Genomic DNA, 25,926 nt, shown 5'->3' on the forward strand with positions numbered 1-25,926 from the left:
ACCATGGTGCCCGTCTACCCGGTGCCGTGGTTTCCCACACACTGGACTTGCCTTCTTCTGGTGAAACGATCGAACCCTGACAGTGTGACGCGACAGGGGCACTTCCCGTTGCGTCTTCGCCACGGAATCCCTGATCGTGTCGCATTCGTGACCGGGTCCACGCCTCAAACATAGGCCGGGGGCGGGTGAAAGCCGGGCAGCCCGACGATTTGGGACACCTCGTGGCGTCTCACAGGCGTGGCAGTGCGTGTCGCGGAGTCGCTCGGGATAGATTCGGGGGAGTAGGACGAGCGACTAGGAACCTGTCATCGACAACACGTACAACGCAGCACACCTGTTGGTGCTGGAGGGACTCGAGGCGGTCCGCAAGCGGCCCGGCATGTACATCGGCTCCACCGACACCCGCGGGCTGATGCACTGCGTCTGGGAGATCATCGACAACGGCGTGGACGAGGCGCTGGCCGGAGTGGCCCAGCGCATCGAGGTCACCCTCCACCCCGACGGCTCCGTCGAGGTGTACGACGACGGCCGCGGCATCCCCACCGACAAGGAGCCCAAGACCGGCCTCCCCGGTGTCGAGGTGGTGGCCACCAAGCTCCATGCCGGCGGCAAGTTCGGCGGCGGCTCGTACGTCGCCACCGGCGGCCTGCACGGCGTCGGGCTCTCGGTGGTGAACGCGCTCTCCTCACGCATGGACATCGACGTCGACCGGGCGCCGTCCGCCCAGGGCATCTCGTTCCAGCGCGGCATCCCGGGCGTGTTCGACGGCGACTCGCCGACCGCGAAGTTCGAGCCGAAGTCCGGCCTGAGCCGCAAGGGAAAGCGGGTGGCCAAGGGCAAGACCGGCACCCGCATCCAGTTCTGGCCCGACCGTCAGATCTTCACCAAGGACGCCGGTTACGTCTACGACGACCTGATCACGCGCGCCCGGCAGACGTCGTTCATCGTGCCCGGACTCGAGCTGGTGATCCGCGACCAGCGCGGCCCCGACCCGGTCGAGGAGAAGTTCCGTCACGACGGTGGCATCGCCGAGTACGCCGAGTTCCTCGCCGAGGGCGACCCGGTGACCGACGTGTTGCGCCTCCAGGGCAGCGACACCTTCACCGAGACCGTGCCGATGCTCGACGCCGCGGGTCACATGACCCCGCAGGAGGTCGAGCGTGAGCTGGGCGTCGACGTGGCCCTGCGGTGGGGCATGGGCTACGACACGACGCTGCGCTCCTACGTGAACGTGATCGCCACTCCCAAGGGCGGCACCCACGTCAGTGGCTTCGAGCAGGCCATCACCAAGACCTTCAACGACGTCATGCGCGCCTCCAAGGCACTCAAGGTCAACGACGCCGACGTGATCAAGGACGACGTGCTCGAGGGCATGACCGCCGTGGTCACCGTGCGGCTGGCCGAGCCCCAGTTCGAGGGCCAGACCAAGGAGATCCTCGGCACCTCGGCCGCGCGCACCGTCGTACGCAAGGTGGTCGCCGCGGAGCTGAAGAACTTCCTGACCTCGACCAAGCGGGCCGAGAAGGCGCAGGCCAAGCTGGTCATGGAGAAGGTCGTCGGTGCCTCCAAGACGCGCATCGCGGCCCGTCAGCACAAGGAGACCCAGCGCCGCAAGAACGCGCTCGAGTCGTCGGCACTGCCGGCCAAGCTGGCCGACTGCCGCTCCAGCGACGTCGACCGCAGCGAGCTCTTCATCGTCGAGGGGGACTCCGCGCTCGGCACGGCCAAGCTGGCCCGCAACTCGGAGTTCCAGGCCCTGCTGCCGATCCGCGGCAAGATCCTCAACGTCCAGAAGGCCTCGGTCGGCGACATGCTGAAGAACGCCGAGTGCGCGTCGATCATCCAGGTGGTGGGCGCCGGCTCCGGTCGCACGTTCGACATCGACGCGACGCGCTACGGCAAGATCATCTTCATGGCCGACGCCGACTCCGACGGCGCCCACATCCGCACCCTGCTGGCCACGTTGTTCTTCAAGTACATGCCCGACCTGGTCATGCAGGGCCGGGTCTACTCCGCTGTGCCCCCGCTGCACCGCATCGAGATCACCCGGCCCAAGAAGGGCATGGACAAATACGTCTACACCTATTCCGACGCCGAGCTGCAGCGCAAGCTCGCCGAGCTCAAGCGCAAGAACGTCCCCTGGAAGGACCCGGTCCAGCGTTACAAGGGGCTCGGAGAGATGGACGCCGACCAGCTGGCCGAGACGACCATGGACCCCCGCCACCGCACCCTGCGCCGGATCACCGTCGACGACGCCGACGCGGCCGCCAAGGTGTTCGAGCTGCTGATGGGCTCCGAGGTCGCACCGCGCAAGGAGTTCATCGTGCAAGGCGCCTACGACGTCGACGTGGAGTCACTCGACGCCTGACCGAGCGCGGCACGGTCACGCGGCGTGGCGCCAGGTGCGGCTCCGCCCACGGTCCCTCGGACCGTGGAACATGCAGTTCGGCCTGCGCCGGCGATGCCTGAGCGTCAACGCGCGGCTGGGATCGCGAACTGCATCTCGGACGGTCCGCTGTCGGCGTACGCGCGCCGTCGGTGCAGGCGCTGTCGGCGTACGCCGGGGCTCACCGACAGCGGCCGGTCAGAACTTCTGCTCGAGCAGGCCGGTGTCGACGTCGTAGATGAACCCGCCGACCTTGACCGTGTCAGGGATCAGCGGGTGCGCGGTGAGGGCGCGGATGTCCGCGGCCAGACTGGCGACCTGGTCCTCGACGACGTGGAAGTACTGCCACGACGCATCCTGGCCGGCCGACTTGCTGATCGCCTCGCGGAGCTCCTGCTCGCTCTTGCTGGCCATCGCGCACCGGGTGTGCGGGACCACCAGGATGCGGTCGACGTTGAGCAGGTGGACGCCGAGGACGAGTGCCTCGAGGGCGGCCTCGGTGATGCGGCCACCGGGGTTGCGGAAGATCTTCGCGTCGCCGGCCTTGAGGCCGAGCATGTTGAGCGGATCGATGCGCGAGTCCATGCAGGTCACGATGGCGACGCCGGCATGGGCCACACCGTCGAAGCCACCCAGCTGGAAGTCATCGGCGAAGGAACGGTTGGCAGTCAACAGGTCATCGAAATCGCTCACGTTTTTCAACCTAGCGGAGCCAGCACGGTCGTCGTGCGCAGGGTCGCAAATGTGGGACGAAGGTCACGGTTGGTGCATCAAGAATCCACGGCTCGCGACGCAAGAATCCACGGTTCGCGCATCAAGAACTGCAGGCTCGTGGGTCAGCCGGCGGCGCGGAGGAGCTCACGGGTGTCCATGCCGCGGGTCTGGGCCCCGCGGAACAGCCACAGGGCGAGTACGGCGGCCGCCAGTGCGCACCCCGCGGCGCCGAAGAAGACCGTGTGCTCCTGCGCGAGGGCGGCCTGGGTGCCGCAGTAGCCGGTCTTGCCGGGATGGTCGTCGAGGCAGTCGAGGTTGGCCTGGTAGAACCAGCGGACGCCGATCGTGGTCAGCGCCGAGATGCCGACCAGCATGCCGATCATGCGGGCCACCACGACCAGGGCCGACGCAACTCCGTGCACCGCATCGGCGGTGCTGGCCAGGAGCGCCGCGTTGACCGGGGCGAGGGCCAGCCCGAAACCGAATCCGGCCAGCACCAGCGCCACGTTCGCCGTCGGGTGCTCGAGCGCGTTCTCGTCCCAGCGGGTCATCAGCAGGAATCCCGCCGCCGCGGCGACCATGCCGACCGCGGTGACCAACCCGGCCGACCAGCGACGGGTCAGGTAGCCGCCGATCACCGCGCCCACGGGCAGCGCCACCAGGAACCGCACCAGCACGAGGGCGGAGAGCAGCTGCGAGTCACGGTAGATCGTGGTGCGGGCGAAGATCGGGATGTCGATCAGTGCCGCGATCAGGGCCGAGCCGATGAAGAAGCTGACCAGCAGCGAGCCCCAGGCGGGCCGGTCGGTGATCGCGCCGCGCGGGATCAGCGGGCGTTCGGCACGGCGCAGGTGCATCAGGAAGGCGACCGTGGCGAGCGCCGCACCGAGGAGGTACCACGGGCCCTGCTCGGAGAAGACCTGCACCTCGGGGTCGGCGGTGGCGAAGGCGAGGATCACGCCGCCGAGTGCCACGGCCAGGAGCAGGGCACCCACCAGGTCGGCCTCGACGAGGTGGCGCAGCCAGGCGCGTACGTCGACCAGCGGCCGGCGCGCGAACAGGCAGCGCAGCAGCAGCACGAGTCCGGCACCGATGGCGATCACGCCGATCGGGGTCAGCCAGCGCCCGTCGCCCGTGTAGGGGATGAACAGCTGCCCCCACGTCAGGTCGCGTTGCAGCTCGCCGGGCCGGGTCATCGCGATCGCCGCGGCGACGGTGGCCACGACGGCCGCCAGCAACCCGATCAGGTCGGGCAGCCCCCGGGGTCGTGGCGTCGACTCCGGATGGTGCCCGCCGGCAACCGCCCGGATGGCCAGGGCGAGCACGACGCCGACGGCCAGGTTGATCGCGAAGATGTACTGCCACGGTGCGAACGCCAGGACGAGCGCGCCGAACAACGGACCGAGGACGCTGCCGAGCTCCTGGACGCCGGAGACGATGCCGAGGGGAAGCCCGCGGCGCTCGGCGGGGTAGATGTCGGCGACCAGGGCAAGGGTGGCCGGCACCAGCCCGCCACCGCCGACGCCCTGGAGGAACCGGCCGGTGACCATGCTGGGCAGGTCGTAGGCCAGTGCGGTGATCAGGGACCCGACCGCGAAGACGGCCAGCGACATCACCAGCACCGGAACCCGGCCGCGGAGGTCGGCAATCCGGCCGATCAGCGGCAGCATCGCGACGTACCCGAGCAGGAACCCGGAGATGATCGGGGCCGCGCGCTGCAGCTCGGAGATCGGGATCTTCGCGGTGCCCATCATCTCGGGCAGGGCGAGGACCACGACGTACGTGTCGGCGGCCGCGAACGCGACCGCGACGGAGGCGAAGACGAGCAGGAGCAGGCCCCTGCGCGCCGTGGTGCCGTCAGGGGCCTCTCGCGGGTCGCCGCCCACGGCGTCAGGGAGCCTTGACGTCGGACTCGTCGTACTTGCCGTAGTCGGTCAGCTTGATCGTGTAGGACATCGAGTCCACGTCGGGGTAGAACTGGCCGGTGATGTCGACCTGGCGCAGCTCGCCGTCCGAGTTGATCTGGTAGGTCACGTCGAAGGTGCCCTCGGCGCTCGGGATGATGCGGGTGACCTGGTCGCCCTCGAGCGTGCCGGTGTACTCGGTGAGCACCTCGCTGTTGTCGTCGCCGCCACGGACGTCGTCGCCCTGCTCGAGGTCACCGGTCTCGACCAGCAGGTCGGAGACGCCGCCCTCCTCGGCCATCAGCACCGCCGGGTCGGGGGCGCCGTAGTCGGCCGGGTCGACCTCGGAGAACCCGGCGCCGAGGATGTCCATCCAGACCTTGCCGTCGAGCGCGACCACGTCGACCGGCACGGTCAGGCCGCTGCGCGAAGCGGTGAACTTGCCGTCGAAGCCGGCGGGGTGCACGCCGATGCCCTCGCCGTCCTTGAGGCCGGACACGCCGTCGGGCAGGCCCTTCGAGGTCAGCGCGAGCTTCACCCCGGAGGTCTCGTCGAGGGTCTTCTTCGCCAGGGCGAGTGCCTCGTCGGGCTTGTTGTCCTTGCTGATCGGGTCGTCCTTGTCGTCGCCCGCACAGCCGGTCAGGGCGAGCGCGGCCGCGAGGACGATCGAAGTCAGGGCGTGTCGCTTCGTCAACATGGGCTCAGCCTTCCACAGGGGTCACGGGGTCAAACCGGGAGGCAACCGGGCCGGCGGCGGCCGCGATCGGCTGCGAAGCCGGTACGCCGGAGCCGTCGCGGCGGCCGGTCGCCTCGGGGAGGTCGATCGGAGAGCCACTGGCGGCGGCGGCGCGGGCCGGAGTCGGTCCGGCCCAGGCGAAGACCAGGGTGTCCTCGCCCTTGAGGAAGCGGTGGCAGCGCACGCCGCCGGTGCCGCGTCCCTTGGCGGGGTACTCCTCGAACGACGTCACCTTGACCGAGCCGGATTCGGTGCCGGGCAACGCGGTGCTGGACCCCGACGAGGTGACCACGACGGCGTCGCCGGTGACCGCGCCGAACCACACCGCCTGCTGGCCGATCGCCAGGCGTACGCCGGCCACGCCGCCACCGGATCGGCCCTGGGGGCGCACCAGGTCGGCGGCGAAGTGCAGCAGCTGGCCGTCGGTCGTGATGAAGCAGAGCTCGGCCTCGGGGTCGCCCAGCTCGAGGGCGCCGACCACCTCGTCGTCGTCCTTGAGCGCGATGACCTCCCAGTCGTCCTTGTTCGGGACGTCGGGGTTGACCCGCTTGACCACGCCGTTGCGGGTGCCCAGTGCCAGGCCGAGGCCCTCACCGGACAGCGAGGTCAGGCCGAGCACGCGCTCGCCCGACTCGAGCGAGACGAACTCGCTCAGCGGCAGCCCGCCGCTGAGGTGCGGGTCGTTGGCGGTCGGAGGCAGGGTGGGCAGCTCGAGCACCCCGAGGCGCACGACGCGACCCCGGTTGGTGAGCACGCCGACGTCGCCGCGGGCCGTGCTGCGCACGGCGGAGACGATCACGTCGTGCTTGGCGCGTCCGCCGCCGGTGCCGGGCGCGTCGTCGCCGTTGGTGCGGGCCAGCAGCCCGGTGGAGGAGAGGAAGACCAGGCACGGGTCGTCGGCCACCTCGAGAGGCGTGGCGGTCGCCTTGGCGGCCACACCGGAGGACTCGAGGAGGACCGTGCGGCGCGGGGTGCCGTAGGTCTTGGCGACGTCGGCCAGCTCGTCGGAGACCACCTTCCGCAGCAGCTTCTCGTCGGCCAGGATCGCGTCGAGCTCCTCGATGGTGCGGCGCAGCTCCTCCTGCTCCTTCTCGAGCTCGAGCCTGCTGAACTTCGTGAGCCGGCGCAGCGGCATGTCGAGGATGTAGTCGGCCTGGATCTCGGAGAGGTCGAAGATGTCGATCAGGCGTTCCTTCGCGGCACCCGCGTTGTCGGAGCCGCGGATCACCTGGATCACCTCGTCGATGTCGAGGATCGCGATCAGCAGCCCGTCGACCAGGTGCAGCCGGTCGGCCGCCTTGCCGCGGCGGTAGACCGTGCGGCGGCGTACGACGTCGAAGCGGTGGCCGAGGAAGACCTCGAGCAGCTCCTTGAGTCCGAGCGTGCGGGGCTGGCCCTCGACGAGGGCGACGGTGTTGATGCCGAAGGAGTCCTCGAGTGGGGTCTGTCGGTAGAGCTGCTCGAGCAGGGCCTCGGGGTGGAAGCCGTTCTTCACCTCGATGACCAGCTGCAGGCCCTTCTGACGGTCGGTGAGGTCCTTGATGTCGGAGATGCCCTGGAGCTTCTTGGTCTGCACGAGCGTCTTGATCCGCTCGATGATCTTCTCGGTGCCCACGCCGTACGGCAGCTCGGTGACCACGATGCCCTTGCGGCGGGCCGTGACGTTCTCGACCCGGGCGGTGGCCCGCATCTTGAACACCCCGCGGCCGGTCTCGTAGGCGTCGCGGATGCCGTCGAGCCCGACGATCTTGCCGCCCGTGGGCAGGTCGGGGCCGGGGATGAACCGCATCAGGTCGTCGACGGTCGCCGCAGGGTGGGTGATCAGGTGGCGCAGCGCCTGCACGACCTCGATCAGGTTGTGCGGCGCGATGTTGGTGGCCATGCCGACCGCGATGCCGGTGGTGCCGTTGACGATCAGGTTCGGGATCGCCGCGGGGAGCACCGAAGGCTCGAGCTCGCGGGAGTCGTAGTTGGGCTTGAAGTCGACGGTGTCCTCGTCGATCGAGGTGGTCATCGCGACCGCTGCCGGCGCCATGCGGGCCTCGGTGTAGCGCATGGCGGCGGGGGAGTCGTCGGGAGAGCCGAAGTTGCCGTGCCCGTCGATGAACGGCACCCGCATCGACCACGGTTGCGCCATCCGCACCATGGCGTCGTAGATCGCCGAGTCGCCGTGCGGGTGGAGGCGACCCATCACCTCACCGACGACGCGGGCGCTCTTGACGTGGCCCCGGTCGGGACGCAGGCCCATGTCGTGCATCGTGTAGAGGATGCGGCGCTGCACCGGCTTGAGCCCGTCGCGCGCATCGGGCAGCGCGCGGGAGTAGATCACCGAGTAGGCGTACTCGAGGAACGACGCACGCATCTCGTCGCCGACGTCGATGTCGAGGATGTGCTCCTCGAAGTCGTCGGGCAGGGGTGGTTGCGTCGTACGTCGTGCCATGGCGGCCATTCTTCACGCTCGCCCTCGCGGAATCGCACTGGCCACGCCGCCTGCGTGCTACAACCCTTCCCGGACAGGCTAGATTTCAGCCGTGACCGTCTCCGGAACCGCCGCGCCGAAGCCGCCCAGGCACTGGGCCGCCGATGTCCTGCTCCTGGACGGCAGTACGGCGCACATCCGGCCGATCTATCCGTCCGACGCCGAGCTCCTCGTGGAGTTCTACGCGCGGGTCTCCGACGAGTCGAAGTACTACCGCTTCTTCTCGCCGATGCCGAACCTGTCCGAGAAGGACGTCGCCCGCTTCACCAACGTCGACTACGTACGCCGCAACGCCCTGGTCATGATGCTGGCCGACAAGATGATCGCCGTCGGCCGCTTCGACGTGATCGAGCCGGGCGAGGCCGAGGTCGCCTTCCTCGTCGAGGACCAGCACCACGGCCGCGGCATCGCGCAGGTCCTGCTCGAGCACCTGGCGCAGGCCGGTCGCGAGCTCGGGGTCGAGCGCTTCGTGGCCGAGGTGCTCCCCGACAACCGGCGCATGATCAGCACCTTCAAGGACGCCGGCTACCACGTGGTCGGCGGCTTCGAGGACGGCGTGATGAGCCTCGAGTTCCCCATCGACCCGAGCCCCACCGCGATCGGGGTGATGGAGAACCGCGAGCACCGCGCCGAGTCCGCCTCGATCGAGAAGTTCTTCAACGCCCGTTCCGTCGCGGTCGTCGGAGCCAGTCGCCGCCAGACCACCATCGGCCAGGCGCTGGTCCGCAACCTGATCACCGGCGACTTCACCGGCGTGGTCTACGCGGTCAACCCCACCTCCGAGGCGGTCTCGGGGCTGCCGGCGTACTCCTCGGTCACCGAGATCCCCGGTCCGGTGGACGTCGCGATCGTCGCCGTACCGGCCACGTCCGTGCAGGACGTCGTCCTCGACTGCGCCGCCAAGGGCGTGCACGGCCTGATCGTGATCTCGTCCGGTTTCGCCGAGACCGGTGACGAGGGCCGTCGCCGGCAGCGCAAGCTGGTCGGCCTGGCCCGGTCCTACGGTCTGCGGCTGATCGGCCCGAACTGCCTCGGCGTGATCAACACCGACCCCGAGATCTCGCTCAACGCCTCATTGTCGGGCCTGATGCCGCCGCGCGGTCGTGCCGGGTTCTTCTGCCAGTCGGGCGCGCTCGGCTCCGCGATCCTGGAGAAGGTCTACAACCGTGGCCTCGGGCTCTCGACGTTCGTCAGCGCGGGCAACCGTGCCGACGTCTCGGGCAACGACCTCCTGCAGTACTGGGAGGAGGACGACTCCACCGAGGTCGTGCTGCTCTACCTGGAGTCGATCGGAAACCCGCGCAAGTTCTCCCGTATCTGCCGTCGCGTCTCGCGCCGCAAGCCGATCGTGGCGGTGCGGTCCGGGCGCACCACCCAGGGCGTCCCGATGGGCCACTCCGTGCGCACGATCGCGGCGCCGCAGCAGTCGGTCGACGCGATGTTCCGCCAGGCCGGCATCATGCAGGTCGACACCCTCGAGGAGATGTTCGACGTCGCCCAGCTGCTGGCCCACCAGCCGCTGCCGGTCGGACGCCGGGTGGCCGTGGTCGGCAACTCCGACGCACTCGGCCTGCTGGCCACCGACGCCGCGGCCTCGGTCGGCCTGGTGGTGAGCAAGTCCGTGGCGCTGGGTGCCGAGGCCACCGCCGAGGACTTCGAGGACGCCCTCGACGCGGCCATCGACGACCCCGACGTCGACTCGGTCGTGGCGGTCTACATCCCGCCGCTCAACGTCAGCGGCGAGGAGGTCGCCAACGTGCTGGCCGCCGTCGGCGAGCAGTCCGACAAGCCCCTGGTGTCGACCTTCCTCGGCGCCGAAGGCGTGCCCGAGCTGCTGCGCGTGCCCGACGTCGCCGGCTCGACCGCCGGCCGCGGATCGGTGCCGTCCTACCCGGCCGTCGAGTCCGCGGTGCGGGCCCTGGCCCACGTCGTCGAGTACGCCGTGTGGCTGCGCACGCCCCAGGGCGAGGACGACCACGTGCCCGACGTCGAGACGCTGACCGCCAAGAAGCTGGTCAACTCGGTGCTGATGAAGAGCCCCGAGGGCCGCAACCTCGAGTTCCCCGAACTGCGCGACCTGCTCGCCGCCTACAACATCGAGCTCTGGGAGCCGCGACCCGTGGGCACCGTCGACGAGGCGGTCGCGGCCGGCGTCGACCTGGGCTGGGAGGTCGTGCTGAAGGCGACCGCGGAGCACCTGCGCAACCGACCCGACCTGGCGCACGTGCGGCGCGGGATCGACGACGAGACCGAGATGCGTGAGGCCTGGCGTGAGCTCGGCGAGGTGATCAGCGACCCGTCGACGGCCGAGTTCGTCGTGCAGAAGGCGGCTCCGCCGGGTGTGCCGGTCGGGATCGCCGCGGTCGAGGACCCGCTCTTCGGCCCGGTCATCTCCTTCGGCATCACCGGGCCGCTGACCGAGCTCGTGGGCGACAAGGCCTACCGCATCCCGCCGCTGAACCTGCACGACGCCCGCGCGATGACCCGCGAGATCAAGAGCTCTCCGATGCTGTTCGGCTACCGCGGCAGCGAGGTCGTCGACGTCGACCGGATCGAGGAGCTGATCCTGCTGGTGGCTCGGCTGAAGAACGACTTCCCGCAGCTGCGGTCCATCGACCTGTCCCTGGTGCTGGCCGGACGCAGCAGCGCCACCGTGCTCTCCGCAGAGGCGCGCGTGGAGCCGATGGCCGACCTGCGTTCTGACTGGTTCGTACGCCGACTCAGCGCGCAGGTCGAGGACACCATCCCCGACTGAGCCCCGATCCGGCGAGCCCCTGCCCCGATTTCCACATCGGTGCCGGATCGAGTGCGCGTGCGCTCCGGCACCGTGACAGACTCAGACCATGCGCAACCGTGGACTGACCGACCCCTCCGACACGTTCGCCGCGTTGAGGGCCGCGATCGACCGCACCGGTTACTACCCCGAAGTGGTCGCCGACGGGGTCAACGCGGCCGTCGCCGGGGAGCAGGTGGTCTCCTTCTACGTGCACCACGAGCCGACGATCGAGCGCGACGAGGTGCGCCGCCACATCACGGTCGTCGTCCTCACCCCGAGCCGGCTGATCCTGGCCCACACCGACGAGCACGCCGGTGACGACCTGCTCCCGCAGCCCTACACGTCGACCTCCACCGAGGCCATCGCGCTGTCGTCGGTCCGCTCCGTCGTGGTCACCCGCATGGTCGCGAACCCCACGTCGGGGCCGCAGCCGGCCGCCGAGGCCGTGGTGACCGTGGGCTGGGGCGGCGTCGGGCGCATCGACCTCGAGCCGGCCGGGTGCGCCGACCCCGACTGCGAGGCCGATCACGGCTACACCGGGTTGCTCGCCTCCGACGACTTCTCCCTGCGCGTCTCGGCCGCCGCCGAGGGACATGACGCGGTGACCTCCCTGCTGGCCTTCGCCGCCGAACTGTCGGCGGCGACGCACGCCTCGCCTGCGTCGTGACCTCCGGGTTCGTCGAGCCCGCGTACTCCCGGCGCTCGCTGGGCGACGTGGTTCCGGCGGTCGCCCGCGCGTTGGGCACGCCCCTCGACGGTGACGGTCCCAGCGACCTCGAGCTCCCCGACGCCGCCGGCTACGTGGTGTTCCTGATCGACGGGCTCGGCCAGCGGCTCCTCGAGCGCTACGCCCACGCGGCGCCGTACCTCGCCGAGCTCGCGGGCACCCCGGGCACCGCCGGCGTCCCGTCGACGACGGCCACCTCACTGACCTCGCTCGGCACCGGTCTCACGCCGGGTCAGCACGGACTGGTCGGGTTCACCGCGCGGGTCCCCGGCACCGACAAGCTGCTCAACCACCTCTTCTGGGACCAGGACGTCGACCCGGTCGAGTGGCAACCGCACCCGACGGCGTTCGCCCGGCTGGCCGCGTCCGGCGTACACGTCGCGTCGGTGAACAAGCGGGCCTTCGACGGTTCGGGCCTGACCCGCGCCGCGCACCGCGGCGCGGAATACCTGGGCGCCGACAAGGCGGGGGAGCGGATCGCGGCCGTCGTCGGTGCCTCCGGTCGGGCGCCCTCGCTGACCTACGTGTACGACGGCGACCTCGACTGGACCGGTCACAAACACGGCGTGGCCTCGACCGCGTGGCTCCAGCAGCTCGCCATGATCGATGCCGAGGCCGAGCACATGCGCGAGTCGCTGCCCGACTCCGTGCGCCTGCTGGTGGTGGCCGACCACGGCATGGTCGACAGCCCGATGTCCGCGCGGGTCGACGTCGACGAACACCTCGAGCTCCGTGACGGCCTGGCCCTGATGGGAGGCGAGGCGCGGTTCCGGCACCTCTACTGCCGGCCCGGCGCGGTCGACGACCTCGTGGCGACGTGGCAGGGCGTGCTGGGCGACCGTGCCGACGTGCTGACCCGCGACGAGGTGATCGCCAAGGGCTGGTTCGGCTCCGTCGAGTCACAGGTGCGCAGCCGGCTCGGCGACGTGATGGTGGCCTGCCGCGGCGACGCGGCCGTGGTCTCCACACGCGACTTCGCCTACGAGAACACCCTGGTCGGCCTGCACGGTTCGCTGACCCCCGACGAGATGACCATCCCCATCATCATCGACTGAGGCGGGTCACTCCGGATGGTTGTCCGTGCGCCCTCCGATCGAGAACGAGGACGTGACATCCGTGTACATCAGGTGGGTGACCAGGCCCTCCGCCGCGTGGGGGAGGTTGTGGCAGTGGTCCATCCAGAGTCCGGGGTTGTCGGCGACGAACGCGATGTCGTAGGAGTCCCCGGTGGCCACGTCGAGGGAGTCGACCCACCACGGGCTGCCGGTGGCCGGCTCCCCGTTGCGTGACAGCACCAGCACGTGGTGCCCGTGCAGGTGCATCGGGTGGGGCTCGCCGCTGCCGTTGTCGATGTGGAAGACGACGACGTCGCCCTCGTCCACCATGTACATCGGGACGTTCGGGAAGATGTGCCCGTTGATCGTCCACCAGCGCCCCGGCCTGCCGTCGAGGAACCCGAGGCGCCGACCGATGCGGTAGTCGAACTCACGGTCCGGGTGGCCGGCGTCGAGACCGGTGCCGGTCGGCTCGCCGTAGTCCAGGAGGTCGATGAGCTCTCCGGGAGGTTCGGCCTCCCGGCCTCCGGAAGGGTCGCCACCGAGGGTCAGTGCCGTCGTACCTCCGAAGTCGACGCGGGCACCGCCCGGGGGTACGACGAAGCCCAGGTCCACGCGACCTCCGGCGGTCACCTCGATCCCCTTTCCGGTCACGGGCTCGGGGCCGTTGAGGTCTGTGCCGTCGACGGCCCACACCTCGTAGGCCGCGCCGGTGACCCAGACCGTCTGCGCGACGTTGTCGGTGTTGACCACCCGCAGCCTGACGGGCCGGCCGGGCAGGGCGTCGACCGCGGTGGTGCCGGGGCGTCCGTCGAGGGTGGCCCGGGTGCCGTACTCGTGGAGGAGCACGGTCCGGTCCAGCACTGCCGGATCGGGGTCCTCCGGGTCCACCACGAGAGCACCGAACAGGCCGTTGCGGACCTGCTCGTGGGAGACCTGGTGCGAGTGGTACCAGTAGGTGCCGACCCGGTCGACGACGAACCGGTAGACGAAGTCGTCCCCCGGCATGACCGCGTCCTGGGTCACGCCGGCCACGCCGTCCATGGCGTTGGGCACGTCCACCCCGTGCCAGTGCAGGGTCGTGCCGTCGCCGATGTTCTCGTTGACCAGTCGCACCTGGACGAGGTCGCCCACGGTGGCCCGGATCGTCGGACCCGGGCTGGTGCCGTTGACCGTGTAGCGGCCGTCCTGCCGGCGCACCGTGAGGGTGACCGAGACGTCGGCCGGTCGCCCGGACTCCTCGACCAGGTCGGCCACCGCCGTCCCGGCGTGGTCGTGCTGGTGGTCGTGTCGGTGGCCGTGCGAGCCGCCACCGTAGTCGTGGTAGCCCATCGTGGCCATGTCGTAGGTGTCCGGGACGAGGCTGTTCTCCCACATCCAGGCGATGGGGACAGCCACGGCCAGGGTGGCGACCGTGGCGACCAACAGGCGCAACCGGCCGGACCGCAACGCGCCGGGGACCACCTAGACGGCCATCGGCACGGGTTCCTCGGCCCGAGTCGAGGCCACGCGGTGCCCCGCGACCACCGCGAGTCCGAACACGAGGAGTGCGTTCAGGCCGTGCACGGCACCGAAGATCGGGTACTCGTGGCCGAGCCCGGGCAGGACCTGGGACTGGATGATGACCAGGACGAAGAGGATGCCGGCGTACTTGACCCCGCCCGGGACCTTGGCGAAGAACGAGACGACCAGGAAGATCAGCGAGATGGCCGGGATGATCATGGCGCCGTTCAGCCCGTGGATCATGAACCCCCGCTCGGCGTAGAAGTTCCAACCGCAGTCGTCGCAGTCCAGCGTCGCTTTGTTGAAGACGTTGCCGTCCTCGATCCACTTGCCGAAGCCGAAGAACGCCCACGCGATCGCGCTCGCCTGGATCACGACCTCGAGGGCGATCAGATAGGCCAGTACCCGGTATGCGTTTCGCATGATGCCCCCTCGCGACAGGAAGATCCTGGTGGGGACAGCATGGCGTCATCCGGCGCCGGGGAACATGGCCCGAACGGGCTGGCCCGAATCGGGTACGACGGGTCAGCCGAAGGGGAGGGGGTCGGGGGCGAGAGAGACGGCCTTGGCCCTGGCCGCGGTGAGCTTGCGTCGGTGGTGCTGGCGGCAGAGCACCTCGTAGGCCACGTCGGCGCCCGGTCCACCGCTGTCGGGGGAGTCGACCGCCTCGACGTCGCCCACGACCACGACGTCGCCCTCGGTGACCATCGCGCCGTTCTCGGTGCGGGCGTTGTGGGTGGCGCGCTTGCCGCACCAGCACAGCGCCTCGACCTGCAGCACGTTCATCCGGTCGGCCAGCTCGACCAGTCGGGCGCTGCCGGGGAAGAGACGTGACCGGAAGTCGGTGAGGATGCCGAAGGCGAACACGTCGATCTGGAGCTCGTCGGCGACCTTGGCGAGCTGTTCGATCTGCTCGGGGGAGTAGAACTGTGCCTCGTCGCAGATCAGGTAGTCGATCCGGCCGCCCTGCGTGAGCGTGTCGACGACGTACTTCCAGAAGTTGAACTCCGGGGTGACCTCGAGCGCCTCGTGGGTGAGCCCCAGCCGGGAGGAGAGCAACGCCTCGCCCGAGCGGTCGTGCGTGGTGAAGATCCGGCCGATCCGACCCCTGGCCGCGTGGTTGTGGTTCGTCTGGAGCGCCAAGGTGCTCTTGCCCGAGTCCATGGTCCCGGTGAAGAAGTGAAGTTCAGCCACGGGGCGCAATGATGCCACGCTGCACGGACGCCGTCCCGGTGGGCATGCCGACCGGGGAACCGGCAGGATGGACGCCATGACCGGCCCACTGATCACCGCCTCCGAACTGCAGGAATGCCTGCGTGAGGTCACGCTGCTCGACGTCCGCTACCGCCTCGGCGATCCGACCGGACGAGAGCAGCACGAGGCCGGGCACGTCCCCGGTGCGGCGTACGTCGACCTCGACCTCGACCTGGCCACTCCGCCCGGGGAGGGCGGTCGGCACCCGCTGCCCGAACCGGACGTGTTCGTCGAGGCGATGCGTCGGGCCGGGGTGCGCAACGACCGTGCCGTCGTGGTCTACGACGACTGGTCCGGCCACGCGGCGGCGCGCGCCTGGTGGCTGCTGCGGCACTACGGACACCCCGACGTACGTCTGCTCGACGGTGCCTGGCCGGCCTGGGTGGCCGCCGGCGGTGCGGTCGGGACCGGACCGGTCAGGCCGGTCCCCGGTGACTTCGCCGGTACGCCGGACGCGATGCCGGTCGTCGACGCTGACGAGGTGCCGGCGGTCTCCGTGCTGGTCGATGCCCGTGCCCCCGAGCGCTTCCGGGGTGAGGTGGAACCGATCGACCCGGTGGCCGGTCACATCCCGGGCGCGGTCAACGTGCCGACCGTGCGCAACCTCGACAACCACGGTCACTTCCGCGATCCCCATGAGCTCCGTGAGGTCTACGCCGAGGTCGGTGCGGTTCCTGGTGCCGAGGTGGCGGCGTACTGCGGGTCGGGCGTGACCGCGGCCCACGACGTACTGGCCCTCGAGCTGGCCGGCGTGCGAGCTGCCCTCTACCCCGGCTCGTGGAGCGGCTGGATCACCGACCCTGAGCGGCCGGTCGAGACCGGCTGACCACTGCTACCAGTGGATGCCCTTGAACAGGCGGGCCAGCATGACCTGCTCGCTCTCGCGCTTGCCACCCTCGGCGTCGGTGCCGCGGGCGGCCGCCGAGTCGGGGAACACGTGGTAGGCCATGTTCAGCAACCGGAACGACGCCTTCGGGGCGACGGTGTGTGCCACCGCCCCGGCGTTGCCGAGCATGGTGTTCAGCTCATGCGGCTTCTCGACGAGCGCCTTGATCACCACGTCGGCGGCCTGGGCGGGTGAGATGGTCGGGAACTTGTCGTAGAGCTTGGTCGGCGCGATCATCGGCGTCTTCACCAGGGGCATGTGGATGCTGGTGAACGTGATGCCGTCCCCGACGACCTCGGAGGACACCACATTGCTCCAGGCGTCGAGCGCGGCCTTCGACGCGACGTACGCGGAGAACCGCGGCGGGCTGGTCTGTACGCCGATGGAGCTGATGTTGACGATGTGGGAGCTCTTCTGCTCGCGCATCGTCGGGAACAGGCCCATGATCAGCCGGATCGCACCGAAGTAGTTGAGCTGCATGGTGCGTTCGAAGTCGTGGAACCGGTCGTGGCTCAGCTTGATCGAGCGGCGGATCGAGCGCCCGGCGTTGTTGACCAGGAAGTCGACCGACGGCAGCTGGCTGCTCAGACGTTCGCACAGGTCGTCGATGGCCTCGAGGTCGGAGAGGTCGCACGGGAAGACGTGGGCGGTGCCGCCGCGCATCTCGATGGTGATCTTGAGGTCCTCGAGCTTCTCCTTGCCGCGGGCCACCAGCACCGGGATGCCGCCGGCCTGGGCCACCTTGAGCGCGGTGACCTGCCCGATGCCGGAGGAGGCGCCCGTGATCACGACGTGCTTGCCCTCCAGCGCCTTGCGGATGTCGGCGTCGCGGGCGGTGGTCTGGTCGAGGTTCTCCTCCCAGTAGTTCCACAGCAGTCGCGAGTAGGACTCCAGCGTAGGCACCGAGATGCCCGACCCGGCCAGGGCCTGCTCGGTGCGACGGGAGTCGAAGGTCGCCTCGAAGGAGCTGTGCGCGAGCACCTCCGCGGGAATGCCCAGGCGGCCCACGGTCTGGTTGAGCATGGCCTGGACCGGAGCGCTGCGGATCGCGGAGTTGGCCAGGTTGAGCGGGCGCAGCGACCGGGGCAGGGCACCGAGTGGGCGCGAGGTCACCGACCGGCCGATCGGCTGGGCGAACTGGGGCGCACCGGCTGCGGAGCAGAAGGTGTTGATCATCTCGACGACCGGCTGCGGCTCGGGGTTGACCAGGTGGAAGGCCTCCCGGTCGTGCCCCGGGACGTGGGCCAGGTGGTCCATCGCCTTGGCGACGTAGTCCACCGGCACGACGTTGGTGTCGCCGAGGTCGACGCCCAGCATGGGAATCCACGACGGCATCACGTCGCGCAGCCGCTTCATCAACGGGAAGAAGTAGTAGGGCCCGTCGATCTTGTCCATCGCGCCGGTCTCGGAGTGGCCGACCACGATCGCGGGACGGTAGACCCGCCAGGGGACGCTCGACTCCCGGACCAGCTTCTCGGACTCGAACTTCGTGCGGTGGTACGGCGAGGGCAGCGCCTGGCCCTCGTCGAACATGGTCTCGTCGAACGTGCCGTGGTGGCTGCCGGCGGCCGCGACGGACGAGACCTGGTGGAAGCAGCCGACCCCCAGGGTCTCGGCGAGGGTGAGGGCGTAGCGCGTGCCGTCGACGTTCATCGCGTCGTTGGTCGCGTCGTCGGCGGTCATGTCGTAGATCGCGGCGAGGTGCACGAAGTGCTCGACCTTGCCGGTGTTCGCCGTGATCCACTCGGGCTCGACGCCCAGGTCGGGCGAGGCGAGGTCACCGATCACCGGGGTGACCCGATCGCTGCCCCAACGGCTGATCAGTCGCTCGAGCCGGGGGAGCGAGCTCTCCCGGCACAGCACGAAGATCTCACCCTCGCGGTTGTCGAGCAGCTCCTGGACGAAGAATCGACCGATGAACCCGGTGGACCCGGTCACGAAATACGACATGGCGGGAGACTAGTCCCGAAATCCCCCGCAGGGACATGGTCCGGGCCGACATGTGGCGAATGTTACTCGAAGGTAACTACTCGGACTTGCCGCCGCCGAACATGATCTCGTCCCAGCTCGGCACCGAGGCCCGGCCCTTCTTGCGGGGCTTGCGTGGCGCTGGCTGCTCGGCCTCCGCCTCTCGTGCTGCGGGCTCCTCGGAGCCGGGCTCCGCGGTCTCAACCGGCTCGGTGTCCCTGGTGTGGGCTGCGTGGGCGGCCGGCTCGTCGGCCAGCGGCTCCGGAGTCGGGGAGAGGCTGGGTTCCTCGCGGTCGTCGGCGTCGACCGGCGCCTCGGGCTCGGCGTCGGGATCGGGCGCTGCCTCGACGTCACGGACCTGCTGGGCGGTCTCGGTCAGGTCCACGGTGGACTCGTCGGGGTCGACCGCGGTGGCCTCGTTGGCCAGCTCGATCGCATCGTCGCCGAGGGGCAGCTCCTCCTCGGGTACGGCGGACAGTCGGCGCTTCCGGGCCTGTTGCAGATCGTCACGGCGGGCGGCCTTGGGTGCCGCGGAGGTGGGCTCGCCGACCAGCCAGCGCGCGTCGTCGTTCTCCGCGACGACGTAGTTGCCGGGGGCGTCGAAGGTGAACTGGGCGGTGCCCTTGCGCTTGCCGGCGGTGTAGGTGCCGGTGAGGGTCCAGCGGCCGTCCTCGCGGCGCCAGGAGTCCCAGTCGACGATCTCGGTCGAGAGGGCCATCGGGCTGAGCTGGGCGGCCACGGCCTGGCCCAGGGTGCGGGCGCCCTGGTCGCCGGCCTTGCGGCGTACGGACGCACGCTGGGCACGTTCGGCGACGTGGGCGCGCTCGGCGAGCACCGGGTTGGCGAACGGCAGGATCTTCTCGACAGTGGTGTGCGCTGCCTGGGCAACCGACTCAGGCGACTCCCCGGCGCGGATGCGGGCCTGGATGTCGCGGGGGCGGAGCGTGCTTTCCATCTGAATCTCCAACTGGCCGAGTCGTGCGTGCTCGCCGCGCAGGGCGGCCCGGAGGTTGTTGTCGATGACGAGGGAGTATTCCTCGCCCGAGTCGCTGACCAGCAGCAGGCGCTTCTTGTCCCCGCTCAATCCTGCGAGCGTGAGCTGCACCATTGCTGATCCTTGTCGTCTCGTCCCGTTCGTCTCCGGTGTCGCGCCGAGCCTACGCCAGCGGCGTGGCGCCGGGTCGCAGCGCAGGCGGCGCGCCCCGTGATCCGTCGCCGGGAAGCGCCATGAAGAGCGCTCGCGGATGGGGGCCACCCGTCATCCGTGAACCCTCTAAACTCCGCTCATGTCCTCCATGCCGTTGCTGGTCACCTTCGACCTGATCGGCATCTTCGTCTTCGCGATCTCGGGTGCCCTGGTCGCCGTACGCAAGCAGCTCGACCTGTTCGGCGTGCTCGTGCTGGCCGGCACGACGGGGCTCGGCGGCGGCTTCCTGCGCGACGTCCTGATCGACGCGACCCCACCGGCGGCCCTGGCCGACTGGCGTTACCTGATCGTGCCGGTGGCCGCCGGGCTGATCACGTTCGTGCAGCACCCGGCGCTGGGCCGCATGGAGCCCTACGTCAACGTCTTCGACGCCTTCGGCCTGTCGCTGTTCTGCGTGACGGGCACGATCAAGGCCATGGAGCACGGCCTCGGACCGGCGCCGGCAGCCCTGATGGGCATGGTCACCGGCATCGGCGGCGGCATGGCCCGCGACGTGCTCGCCGGCCGCGTGCCGGTCGTCTTCCGGGGCGAGCTCTACGCCACGCCCGCCCTGGCCGGGGCGGCGGTGGCAGCCGTGCTCCACCAGTACGACCAGCCGATCTGGGTGGTGGCATCGACGGGTGGTCTGCTCTGCCTGGTTTGGCGGCTGGTCGCACTGCGACGCAACTGGCAGGCTCCGATGCCGCGCGGTTCCGCGAGCGTCTGAACGCTTCGCCGCGTCCGTCGTACGGCGGCACTTGTGCGGTGGTGTCGACGGTTCACCCGCGTCACGACGCGTGTGGAGCGACCGTAACCCCGCGTTACTCGCGGCGGGCGGGGCGAGTCTCAGTCGCCGAGGACGCGACGCAGGTAGGTGTTGGTGAAGAGCCGGTCGGGGTCGAGCCGGTCGCGCAGGTCGAGGAACTCCTGCCAGCGCGGGTACGCCGGCGCCAGGTCGTCGGCCGTACGCGTGTGCACCTTGCCCCAGTGCGGCCGCCCGTCGTGGGCGCGCAGGATCTCCTCGACGCCGCCGAAGTACGCCGTGTGGTCGGTACGGCGGTTGACGTGGAAGGCGAGATAGATCGAGTCGCGGCCCGACGACGTGCCGAGGGTCAGGTCGTCGGCCGGAGTCATCCGCACCTCGACCGGGAAGCTGATCCGCCAGTCGGAGGCGTCGATCAGCCGACGCACCTCCCTCAGCGCGGCCAGTCCGGTCTCGCGGGGGAGGGCGTACTCCATCTCGCGGAACACCACGCGGCGCGGGGAGGTGAAGATGCGGTGCGGGACGTCGCTGTAGGTGCGCTCGGACAGGAGTCGTCCGGAGAGCTCGTTGAGCCGGGGCACCAGGCCCGGGGCCCGATTGCCGAGCGCGTTCACCCCGGCGAAGGCGGTGTTGGACAGGAAGTCGTCGTCGAGCCAGGCCCGGAAGCGGGACAGCGGCTCGGCCTCGTCGGGCTCGAGGTCGAGGCGGTTGTTGACCTTGACCTGCATGCGGTCGGTGTGCGGGAACCAGTACATGTCGCAGTGGTGGTTGGCGTCGACGAACTCGTCGTACCGGGCCAACGCCTCGTCCCACAGCATCGGCTGCTCGTGGGCCTCCAGCACACCGAGCGGCTCGACGTCGAAGGTCAGCGAGGTGAGCACGCCGAGCGCGCCCAGGCCCAGCCGGGCGGCGGCGAACACGTCGGGGTTCTCGTCACGGGAGGCGCGCACGAGCGTGCCGTCGCCGACGACCATCTCGAGGCCGGAGACCTGCGCCGACAGCGACGCCTTGATGCCACCGGTGCCGTGCGTGCCGGTGCTGGTGGCGCCGGCCAGGGTCTGCTCGGCGATGTCGCCCATGTTGTGCAACGAGAGCCCGAGGCGGGCCAGCTCACTGTTCAGCACGTACAGGGGCGTGCCGGCGAGCGCGGTGACCGTCATCGCGTCACGGTCGACGGCGAGGATCCCGCTCAACGCGGCGGGACTCAGCATGACGCCCTCGGGTGCGGCGATGCCGGTGAAGCTGTGGCCGGTGCCGACCATCTTCACCGTGCTGCCGCGCTCGGCGGCGTCGGTCACCGCCGCCTCCACCTCGGCCACCGATGCCGGCGTCACGACGTCCGCGGGGTCGGACGACTCCAGGCCTGACCAGTTGCGCCATTGCGTCATGGCGAGGAGGTTACTGGTGCCCGCGCACTCCATGCCGCCGCGGCGCCGAGCAGACCGGCTGCGGCCGGGACCACGTACGCCGGGGAGGCGCCGTGCGCGTCGATCAGCAGGCCGGCGAGTGCCGCGCCGGGCGCGACCCCGACACCGAGGCCGGTGTGCAGGATCGCCATGCCCTCCGTGAGGCGACTGGACGGAACGGCGCGTTCGGTGGCCGAGAGGGTGGCGATCAGGGTCGGTGCGATCGCCATGCCGCCGAGCAGCAGGAAGCCGCCCATCACGGCCATCGACCCGACGAAGGCCAGCGGCACCATCGTGAGCCCGAGCGCGAGCACGCCCCAGCGGGCCCGGGTGTCCGGGGGAGTGCGCCAGTTGACCGCGCCGCTGGCCAGGCCGGCGACCAGGCTGCCCAGTGCCCACAACCCGAGCAGGGGCCCGGCCCACTGCTTGGCGCCCTGCTCGTCGGAGAACGCCACGGTGATCACCTCGACGGAGCCGAAGACCACGCCCAGGGCCACGCACATGACGGCCAGCGGGACCACGGTGCGCCAGGGCATCGGCGGCCGGTCGCCACTGCTCGCGTGGTGTGCCCGCGACGGTGGCTGGGTACGGCGCTGCGCGGCCAGGGCCAAGGTGCCGGCCAGGCCGCACGTCATCGCGGTGACCAGTCCGGCCACCGGGTCCCAGGCCGTGGCCAGGAACGTCACGGCGGTGGGTCCGGTGACGAAGAGCGCCTCGTCGACCACACCCTCGAGCGCGTACGCGGTCTGCACCGAGCGGCCGTCGGGGAGCACGTGCGACCACCGGGCCCGCACGCAGGCGCCGACCTGCGGGAGCGCACCCCCGGCGACGACCGCCAGGGCGTGCACGACGAATCGGCTCGCGTCTGCCTCGACCGCCCAGATCATCAGGGACAGCGCGACGGTGAAGAGTGTCTGCGCCACCGGCAGCACGACGTGCTGGCCGAAGCGATCGACGAGGCGCCCCTGCAGGATTGCGAAGACCGCGTTGGAGAAGAGGTACGCCGAGGCGACCGTGCCGGCCAACCCGTAGGAGCCCGTGCTCGCCGAGATGAGCAGCACGATGCCGAGGCTGCCCATCGAGATCGGGAGCCTGCCGACGAACCCGCTCAGGCTGAACTGCCAGGCGCCGGGGGTGGCCAGCACGCGGCGGTAGGAGGACAGCACCGGTTGGTCCTTCGGGCTCACGGGGGTGGGACGTCACTGCGCAGCCTGTCAGACGAGGTGCCCTTGCGGCTCCCGGTTTTTCAGCTCTAGCCTGCGGAAGGCCGTGTGATCCACGCCATCTCTCTCGGGACAGGACCCACCATGCAACGCCAGACGTTCTCCCTCCTGGCCGGCGGCACCGCCGTCGCCCTCGCCCTCGCCGTCACGGCAGGGCCCCAACCCACGGCCGGTGCCGTCGACGGCGACGTGCAGCACCCGGTCTTCGTCGACGGCCAGGCCCAGCCGGTCTACACCGACTCCGCGAGCTGGATCCGCGAGGAAGGGTGGGCGATCGCCGACGTCGACTCGGACGGCGACGGCGCCCCGGACCGCATCCACTTCGACATCACGAGGCCGGCCGAGACCGAGGAGGGCGTCAAGCTCCCGGTGCTGATGGAGGCGAGCCCCTACTACGCGGGCGGCAACGACGTGGTCAACCACGACGTCCACCACGAGCTGTGGGAGCCGGGCAAGCCCGGCCGGCCTGACCGGGACGGGGTACGTCGTTCCGACGTCGGGCCCTCGATCATCAGCAACAGCATGGTCAACACCTGGGTCCCTCGCGGCTTCGCGGTCATGCACGTCGAGTCCGTCGGCACCGGTGAGTCCGAGGGGTGCCCCACGATCGGCGGCCCCGAGGAGACCGCCGCGGTCAAGGCCGTCATCGACTGGGTGGGCGGCCGGGCCCGCGCCGTCGACGCCGACGGCGCACCGCTGCGCGCCGACTGGACGACGACGCAGGTCGGCATGATGGGCACCTCCTACAACGGCACGCTGCCCAACGCGGTCGCGAGCACCGGCGTACCCAACCTCAAGGCGATCGTGCCGGTCTCGGCCATCGACAACTGGTACGACTACTACCGCGCCGACGGTGCCGTGGTCGCTCCCGGTGGCTACCAGGGCGAGGACGAGGACGTCCTCTTCGACTACGTCTACACCCGTGCCGACCGCGAGATCTGCAAGCCCGTGCGGGCGCAGATCGCCCGCGACCAGGACCGCACGACCGGCGACCACAGCCCGTTCTGGAGCAAGCGCAACTACCTGAAGGACGCCCGCAAGGTGCGCGCCGCCGTGTTCGTCGTGCACGGGTTGCAGGACAACAACGTCAAGACCCGGCAGGCCGCCGAGTGGTACGCCGCGGTGTCGCGCCACGTGCCGCACCGGATCTACTGGCACCAGGGCGGTCATGGGGGAGCGGCACCGGCCACCGACCTCAACAAGTGGTTCACCCACTTCCTCTTCGACGTCGACAACGATGCCGAGACCGCGCCCCACGCGATCATCGAGCGTGAGGACGGCAACGACGTGACGTACGCCGACTGGCCGGTGCCCGGATCTGGCGACGTCGTGCTGCGCGGCTCGGCACCAGGTGACGACGCCACCGGCGACCTCTCGACCGTGCGCGGCCACGGGCGCTCGTCGTACGCCACGTTCTCCGACATCCCGACCCAGACCGTCGAGGACCTCGTCGAGTCCGGGTCGAGTGAGCACGGCCTGGTCTTTACCAGTGCACCGCTCACCGGCTCGCTGCACCTGAGCGGCACGCCCACGGCCGACCTGCGGTTCAGCCTCGGGCAGGGCGCCGCCAACGTGACCGTGGGTGTCGTCGACATCGCTCCCGACGGCAGTGTCGCGCGGGTCATCTCCGAGGGGTGGCGCGACCCGCAGAACCGGCGGCGCATCGACCGGTCCCTGAGGGTCAGGCCCGGCCAGGCCTATGCGATGGACGTGACGCTGCAGGCCAACGACTACGTCTTCGCGCCGGGGCACCGTGTCGGTGTCGTGGTCATGCAGTCCGAGCTGGACTACACGATCCTGCCGCCGGCGGGCAACGAGCTGACCCTCGACATGTCGCGGACCACGTTCGGGCTGCCGTTCGTCGGCGGGCCGGAGGCGTTCCTCGACGCCACGCGCTGAGGGGTGGTTCGGCTGGTGAGGTCACCCGGCGTCACCGGCGTCACCAGCCGGGGCGTCACTCCCCGGGGTTGAACCCGCAGATGCCGCCGTTGACGCTGTAGATCCACAGGCGGGCCGATGCGTCGGGGTGGTAGTCGCCGACCGCGCCACTGAACGGCGGCTGGCCACCGGGGTTGTCCTGGCAGGTGGCCTGCTCGGTCTCGGCGGGGGCGCCGCCGGTCTCGATGACGCGTCCTTCGCGGGTGACCACCCAGAATCCGCCGGACCGTCGGTCGGAGACGATGCCGACCACCCGGTCGTCGGCGGCCACGCGGCTGCGCACGGACCCGTGGTCGGTGGCGCCGTTGAGGGGCACCACCTGGCCGGCCGCCGTGACGACCCAGCCGCCACCGGACCCGTCGGCGGTGAAGGCCACGATGGGCGCGTCGACGACCGTGTCCTCTGCCGGACCCATGTCGGCGGCGTCGCCGAAGCCGAAGACCTCGCCGTTGCGGGTCACGATCCAGTAGCCCTCACCGGACTCGGTCACCTCGACGGCGACCACACCTGCGGTGGGGTAGATGTCTCCGTAGAACTCGGCGTCGGCGCCGACCGTGGTGATCCGGCCGTAGCTGGTCACGGCGTACATGCTGTGACCGGGCGCGGAGACCACGTCGACGAAGGTGTCGGCCTCGACGCCGGGGATCCGCTCGTTGGTGCCGCGGCCGTAGGCGCCGTGGTAGAGCAGGGATCCGTCGGCGCAGGCGACGTACGCCATCGGATGCTCGACCGAGGGGGCCGCGGACATGTCGGGTGCGACGGCGACCTGGCCGCCGTTGGTCTCGCACGGATCGTCGGCCCAGGCGAGGCTGGCGACGGAGGGCGGGGAGCTGATGACACAGAGTGCTGCCGTGGTGACGGCGACGGAGACGAGCGGCGTGATGAGTCGGGACGCGCGCATGCTGGAAACCCCTTGAAGTCCAAATGGTGGGACGGGCGGTGCCCGAAGGATCACCCTTGACGGACGGCTCGGGCTACGCCTCCACGGTGGCCGATCGTGGCCACGGCCATGATCGGCCATG

General features: G+C 70.2%; 19 protein-coding genes. 7 read left to right on the top strand and 12 right to left on the bottom strand.

The genetic code is table 11. The features are described 5' to 3' along the window. The first annotated feature begins 340 nt into the window (after positions 1-340). Positions 341-2,368 carry a DNA gyrase/topoisomerase IV subunit B gene (locus ASD66_RS10365; RefSeq protein ID WP_414858572.1) on the top strand — a complete coding sequence of 676 codons (2,028 nt, stop codon included), beginning with the start codon at positions 341-343 and terminating at the stop codon, positions 2,366-2,368. A 216-nt stretch (positions 2,369-2,584) separates the two neighbouring features. On the opposite strand, the gene ASD66_RS10370 is transcribed toward ASD66_RS10365, so the two are convergent. The 4 genes from ASD66_RS10370 to ASD66_RS10385 form a co-directional block, all read right to left on the bottom strand. Beyond that, the gene (locus ASD66_RS10370; protein WP_056677044.1) at positions 2,585-3,079 is read right to left on the bottom strand and encodes a beta-class carbonic anhydrase; all 495 of its coding nucleotides are present in this window, start codon (positions 3,077-3,079) and stop codon (positions 2,585-2,587) included. A 143-nt stretch (positions 3,080-3,222) separates the two neighbouring features. Then, positions 3,223-4,986 carry an MFS transporter gene (locus ASD66_RS10375; protein ID WP_235530042.1) on the bottom strand — a complete coding sequence of 588 codons (1,764 nt, stop codon included), beginning with the start codon at positions 4,984-4,986 and terminating at the stop codon, positions 3,223-3,225. Positions 4,987-4,990: 4 nt separating this feature from the next. Beyond that, entirely contained in the window at positions 4,991-5,701 is a 711-nt protein-coding gene (locus ASD66_RS10380; RefSeq protein WP_056890890.1) for an LppX_LprAFG lipoprotein, read from the bottom strand. A gap of 4 nt (positions 5,702-5,705) precedes the next feature. Beyond that, positions 5,706-8,180: a DNA topoisomerase (ATP-hydrolyzing) subunit A gene (locus ASD66_RS10385; RefSeq protein ID WP_056891429.1), complete on the bottom strand. Its 2,475-nt coding sequence runs from the start codon at positions 8,178-8,180 to the stop codon at positions 5,706-5,708. Positions 8,181-8,271: 91 nt separating this feature from the next. Here ASD66_RS10385 and ASD66_RS10390 point away from each other — a divergent pair, with 91 nt between their 5' ends. From ASD66_RS10390 to ASD66_RS10400, 3 genes are all read left to right on the top strand, one after another. Further along, on the top strand, positions 8,272-10,974 hold the full coding sequence (locus ASD66_RS10390; protein WP_056677050.1) for a GNAT family N-acetyltransferase: 2,703 nt from the start codon (positions 8,272-8,274) through the stop codon (positions 10,972-10,974). Between the two features lie 88 nt (positions 10,975-11,062). Beyond that, on the top strand, positions 11,063-11,662 hold the full coding sequence (locus ASD66_RS10395) for a DUF5998 family protein (RefSeq protein WP_056677051.1): 600 nt from the start codon (positions 11,063-11,065) through the stop codon (positions 11,660-11,662). Then, positions 11,659-12,777: an alkaline phosphatase family protein gene (locus tag ASD66_RS10400; RefSeq protein WP_056677054.1), complete on the top strand. Its 1,119-nt coding sequence runs from the start codon at positions 11,659-11,661 to the stop codon at positions 12,775-12,777. Before ASD66_RS10395 ends, ASD66_RS10400 begins: the two co-directional genes overlap by 4 nt. Positions 12,778-12,783: 6 nt before the next feature. Here the strand turns inward: ASD66_RS10400 and ASD66_RS10405 are convergent, their stop codons facing one another. The 3 genes from ASD66_RS10405 to ASD66_RS10415 all read right to left on the bottom strand — a co-directional run bounded on the left by ASD66_RS10405 (position 12,784) and on the right by ASD66_RS10415 (position 15,474). Continuing rightward, on the bottom strand, positions 12,784-14,175 hold the full coding sequence (locus ASD66_RS10405) for a multicopper oxidase family protein (protein ID WP_235530043.1): 1,392 nt from the start codon (positions 14,173-14,175) through the stop codon (positions 12,784-12,786). A gap of 66 nt (positions 14,176-14,241) precedes the next feature. Further along, positions 14,242-14,703, bottom strand: a complete 462-nt coding sequence (locus tag ASD66_RS10410) for a hypothetical protein (protein WP_056890891.1) — start codon at positions 14,701-14,703, stop codon at positions 14,242-14,244. A 102-nt stretch (positions 14,704-14,805) separates the two neighbouring features. Beyond that, complete coding sequence (locus tag ASD66_RS10415; RefSeq protein ID WP_056890892.1) at positions 14,806-15,474, bottom strand: thymidine kinase; 669 nt, start codon at positions 15,472-15,474, stop codon at positions 14,806-14,808. Between the two features lie 76 nt (positions 15,475-15,550). Here ASD66_RS10415 and ASD66_RS10420 point away from each other — a divergent pair, with 76 nt between their 5' ends. Further along, on the top strand, positions 15,551-16,360 hold the full coding sequence (locus ASD66_RS10420; RefSeq protein WP_056890893.1) for a sulfurtransferase: 810 nt from the start codon (positions 15,551-15,553) through the stop codon (positions 16,358-16,360). Between the two features lie 6 nt (positions 16,361-16,366). Here the strand turns inward: ASD66_RS10420 and ASD66_RS10425 are convergent, their stop codons facing one another. Beyond that, positions 16,367-18,370: an SDR family oxidoreductase gene (locus ASD66_RS10425; protein ID WP_056890894.1), complete on the bottom strand. Its 2,004-nt coding sequence runs from the start codon at positions 18,368-18,370 to the stop codon at positions 16,367-16,369. 76 nt (positions 18,371-18,446) lie between these two features. Next, positions 18,447-19,496: a septation protein SepH gene (sepH, locus tag ASD66_RS10430; protein WP_056890895.1), complete on the bottom strand. Its 1,050-nt coding sequence runs from the start codon at positions 19,494-19,496 to the stop codon at positions 18,447-18,449. Positions 19,497-19,674: 178 nt separating this feature from the next. Between sepH and ASD66_RS10435 the strand changes: the two genes are divergently transcribed. After that, a complete protein-coding gene (locus tag ASD66_RS10435) occupies positions 19,675-20,301 on the top strand; it encodes a trimeric intracellular cation channel family protein (RefSeq protein WP_056890896.1) in 627 nt (208 codons plus the stop codon). A gap of 119 nt (positions 20,302-20,420) precedes the next feature. Here ASD66_RS10435 and ASD66_RS10440 read toward each other — a convergent pair whose 3' ends face one another. Further along, entirely contained in the window at positions 20,421-21,725 is a 1,305-nt protein-coding gene (locus ASD66_RS10440) for a D-arabinono-1,4-lactone oxidase (RefSeq protein ID WP_200949995.1), read from the bottom strand. Next, complete coding sequence (locus tag ASD66_RS10445; protein ID WP_056890898.1) at positions 21,722-22,909, bottom strand: MFS transporter; 1,188 nt, start codon at positions 22,907-22,909, stop codon at positions 21,722-21,724. The genes ASD66_RS10440 and ASD66_RS10445 overlap by 4 nt, the downstream gene beginning before the upstream one ends. A 141-nt stretch (positions 22,910-23,050) precedes the next feature. Between ASD66_RS10445 and ASD66_RS10450 the strand changes: the two genes are divergently transcribed. Beyond that, the gene (locus tag ASD66_RS10450; protein ID WP_056890899.1) at positions 23,051-24,865 is read left to right on the top strand and encodes a Xaa-Pro dipeptidyl-peptidase; all 1,815 of its coding nucleotides are present in this window, start codon (positions 23,051-23,053) and stop codon (positions 24,863-24,865) included. Between the two features lie 55 nt (positions 24,866-24,920). Here ASD66_RS10450 and ASD66_RS10455 read toward each other — a convergent pair whose 3' ends face one another. Then, positions 24,921-25,805 carry a hypothetical protein gene (locus tag ASD66_RS10455; protein ID WP_056890900.1) on the bottom strand — a complete coding sequence of 295 codons (885 nt, stop codon included), beginning with the start codon at positions 25,803-25,805 and terminating at the stop codon, positions 24,921-24,923. Positions 25,806-25,926: the final 121 nt, after the last annotated feature.

This window comes from Nocardioides sp. Root151 (assembly GCF_001427925.1).
Classification (GTDB): domain Bacteria; phylum Actinomycetota; class Actinomycetes; order Propionibacteriales; family Nocardioidaceae; genus Nocardioides.

Bases quoted from the DNA above. Each gene is read 5' to 3' on its own strand.
- sepH (WP_056890895.1), bottom strand. From the start codon at position 19,496: ATGGTGCAGCTCACGCTCGCAGGATTGAGCGGGGACAAGAAGCGCCTG.
- ASD66_RS10395 (WP_056677051.1), top strand. From the start codon at position 11,063: ATGCGCAACCGTGGACTGACCGACCCCTCCGACACGTTCGCCGCGTTG.
- ASD66_RS10425 (WP_056890894.1), bottom strand. From the start codon at position 18,370: ATGTCGTATTTCGTGACCGGGTCCACCGGGTTCATCGGTCGATTCTTC.
- ASD66_RS10380 (WP_056890890.1), bottom strand. From the start codon at position 5,701: ATGTTGACGAAGCGACACGCCCTGACTTCGATCGTCCTCGCGGCCGCG.
- ASD66_RS10440 (WP_200949995.1), bottom strand. From the start codon at position 21,725: ATGACGCAATGGCGCAACTGGTCAGGCCTGGAGTCGTCCGACCCCGCG.
- ASD66_RS10455 (WP_056890900.1), bottom strand. From the start codon at position 25,805: ATGCGCGCGTCCCGACTCATCACGCCGCTCGTCTCCGTCGCCGTCACC.
- ASD66_RS10410 (WP_056890891.1), bottom strand. From the start codon at position 14,703: ATGCGAAACGCATACCGGGTACTGGCCTATCTGATCGCCCTCGAGGTC.
- ASD66_RS10450 (WP_056890899.1), top strand. From the start codon at position 23,051: ATGCAACGCCAGACGTTCTCCCTCCTGGCCGGCGGCACCGCCGTCGCC.
- ASD66_RS10420 (WP_056890893.1), top strand. From the start codon at position 15,551: ATGACCGGCCCACTGATCACCGCCTCCGAACTGCAGGAATGCCTGCGT.
- ASD66_RS10385 (WP_056891429.1), bottom strand. From the start codon at position 8,180: ATGGCACGACGTACGACGCAACCACCCCTGCCCGACGACTTCGAGGAG.
- ASD66_RS10435 (WP_056890896.1), top strand. From the start codon at position 19,675: ATGTCCTCCATGCCGTTGCTGGTCACCTTCGACCTGATCGGCATCTTC.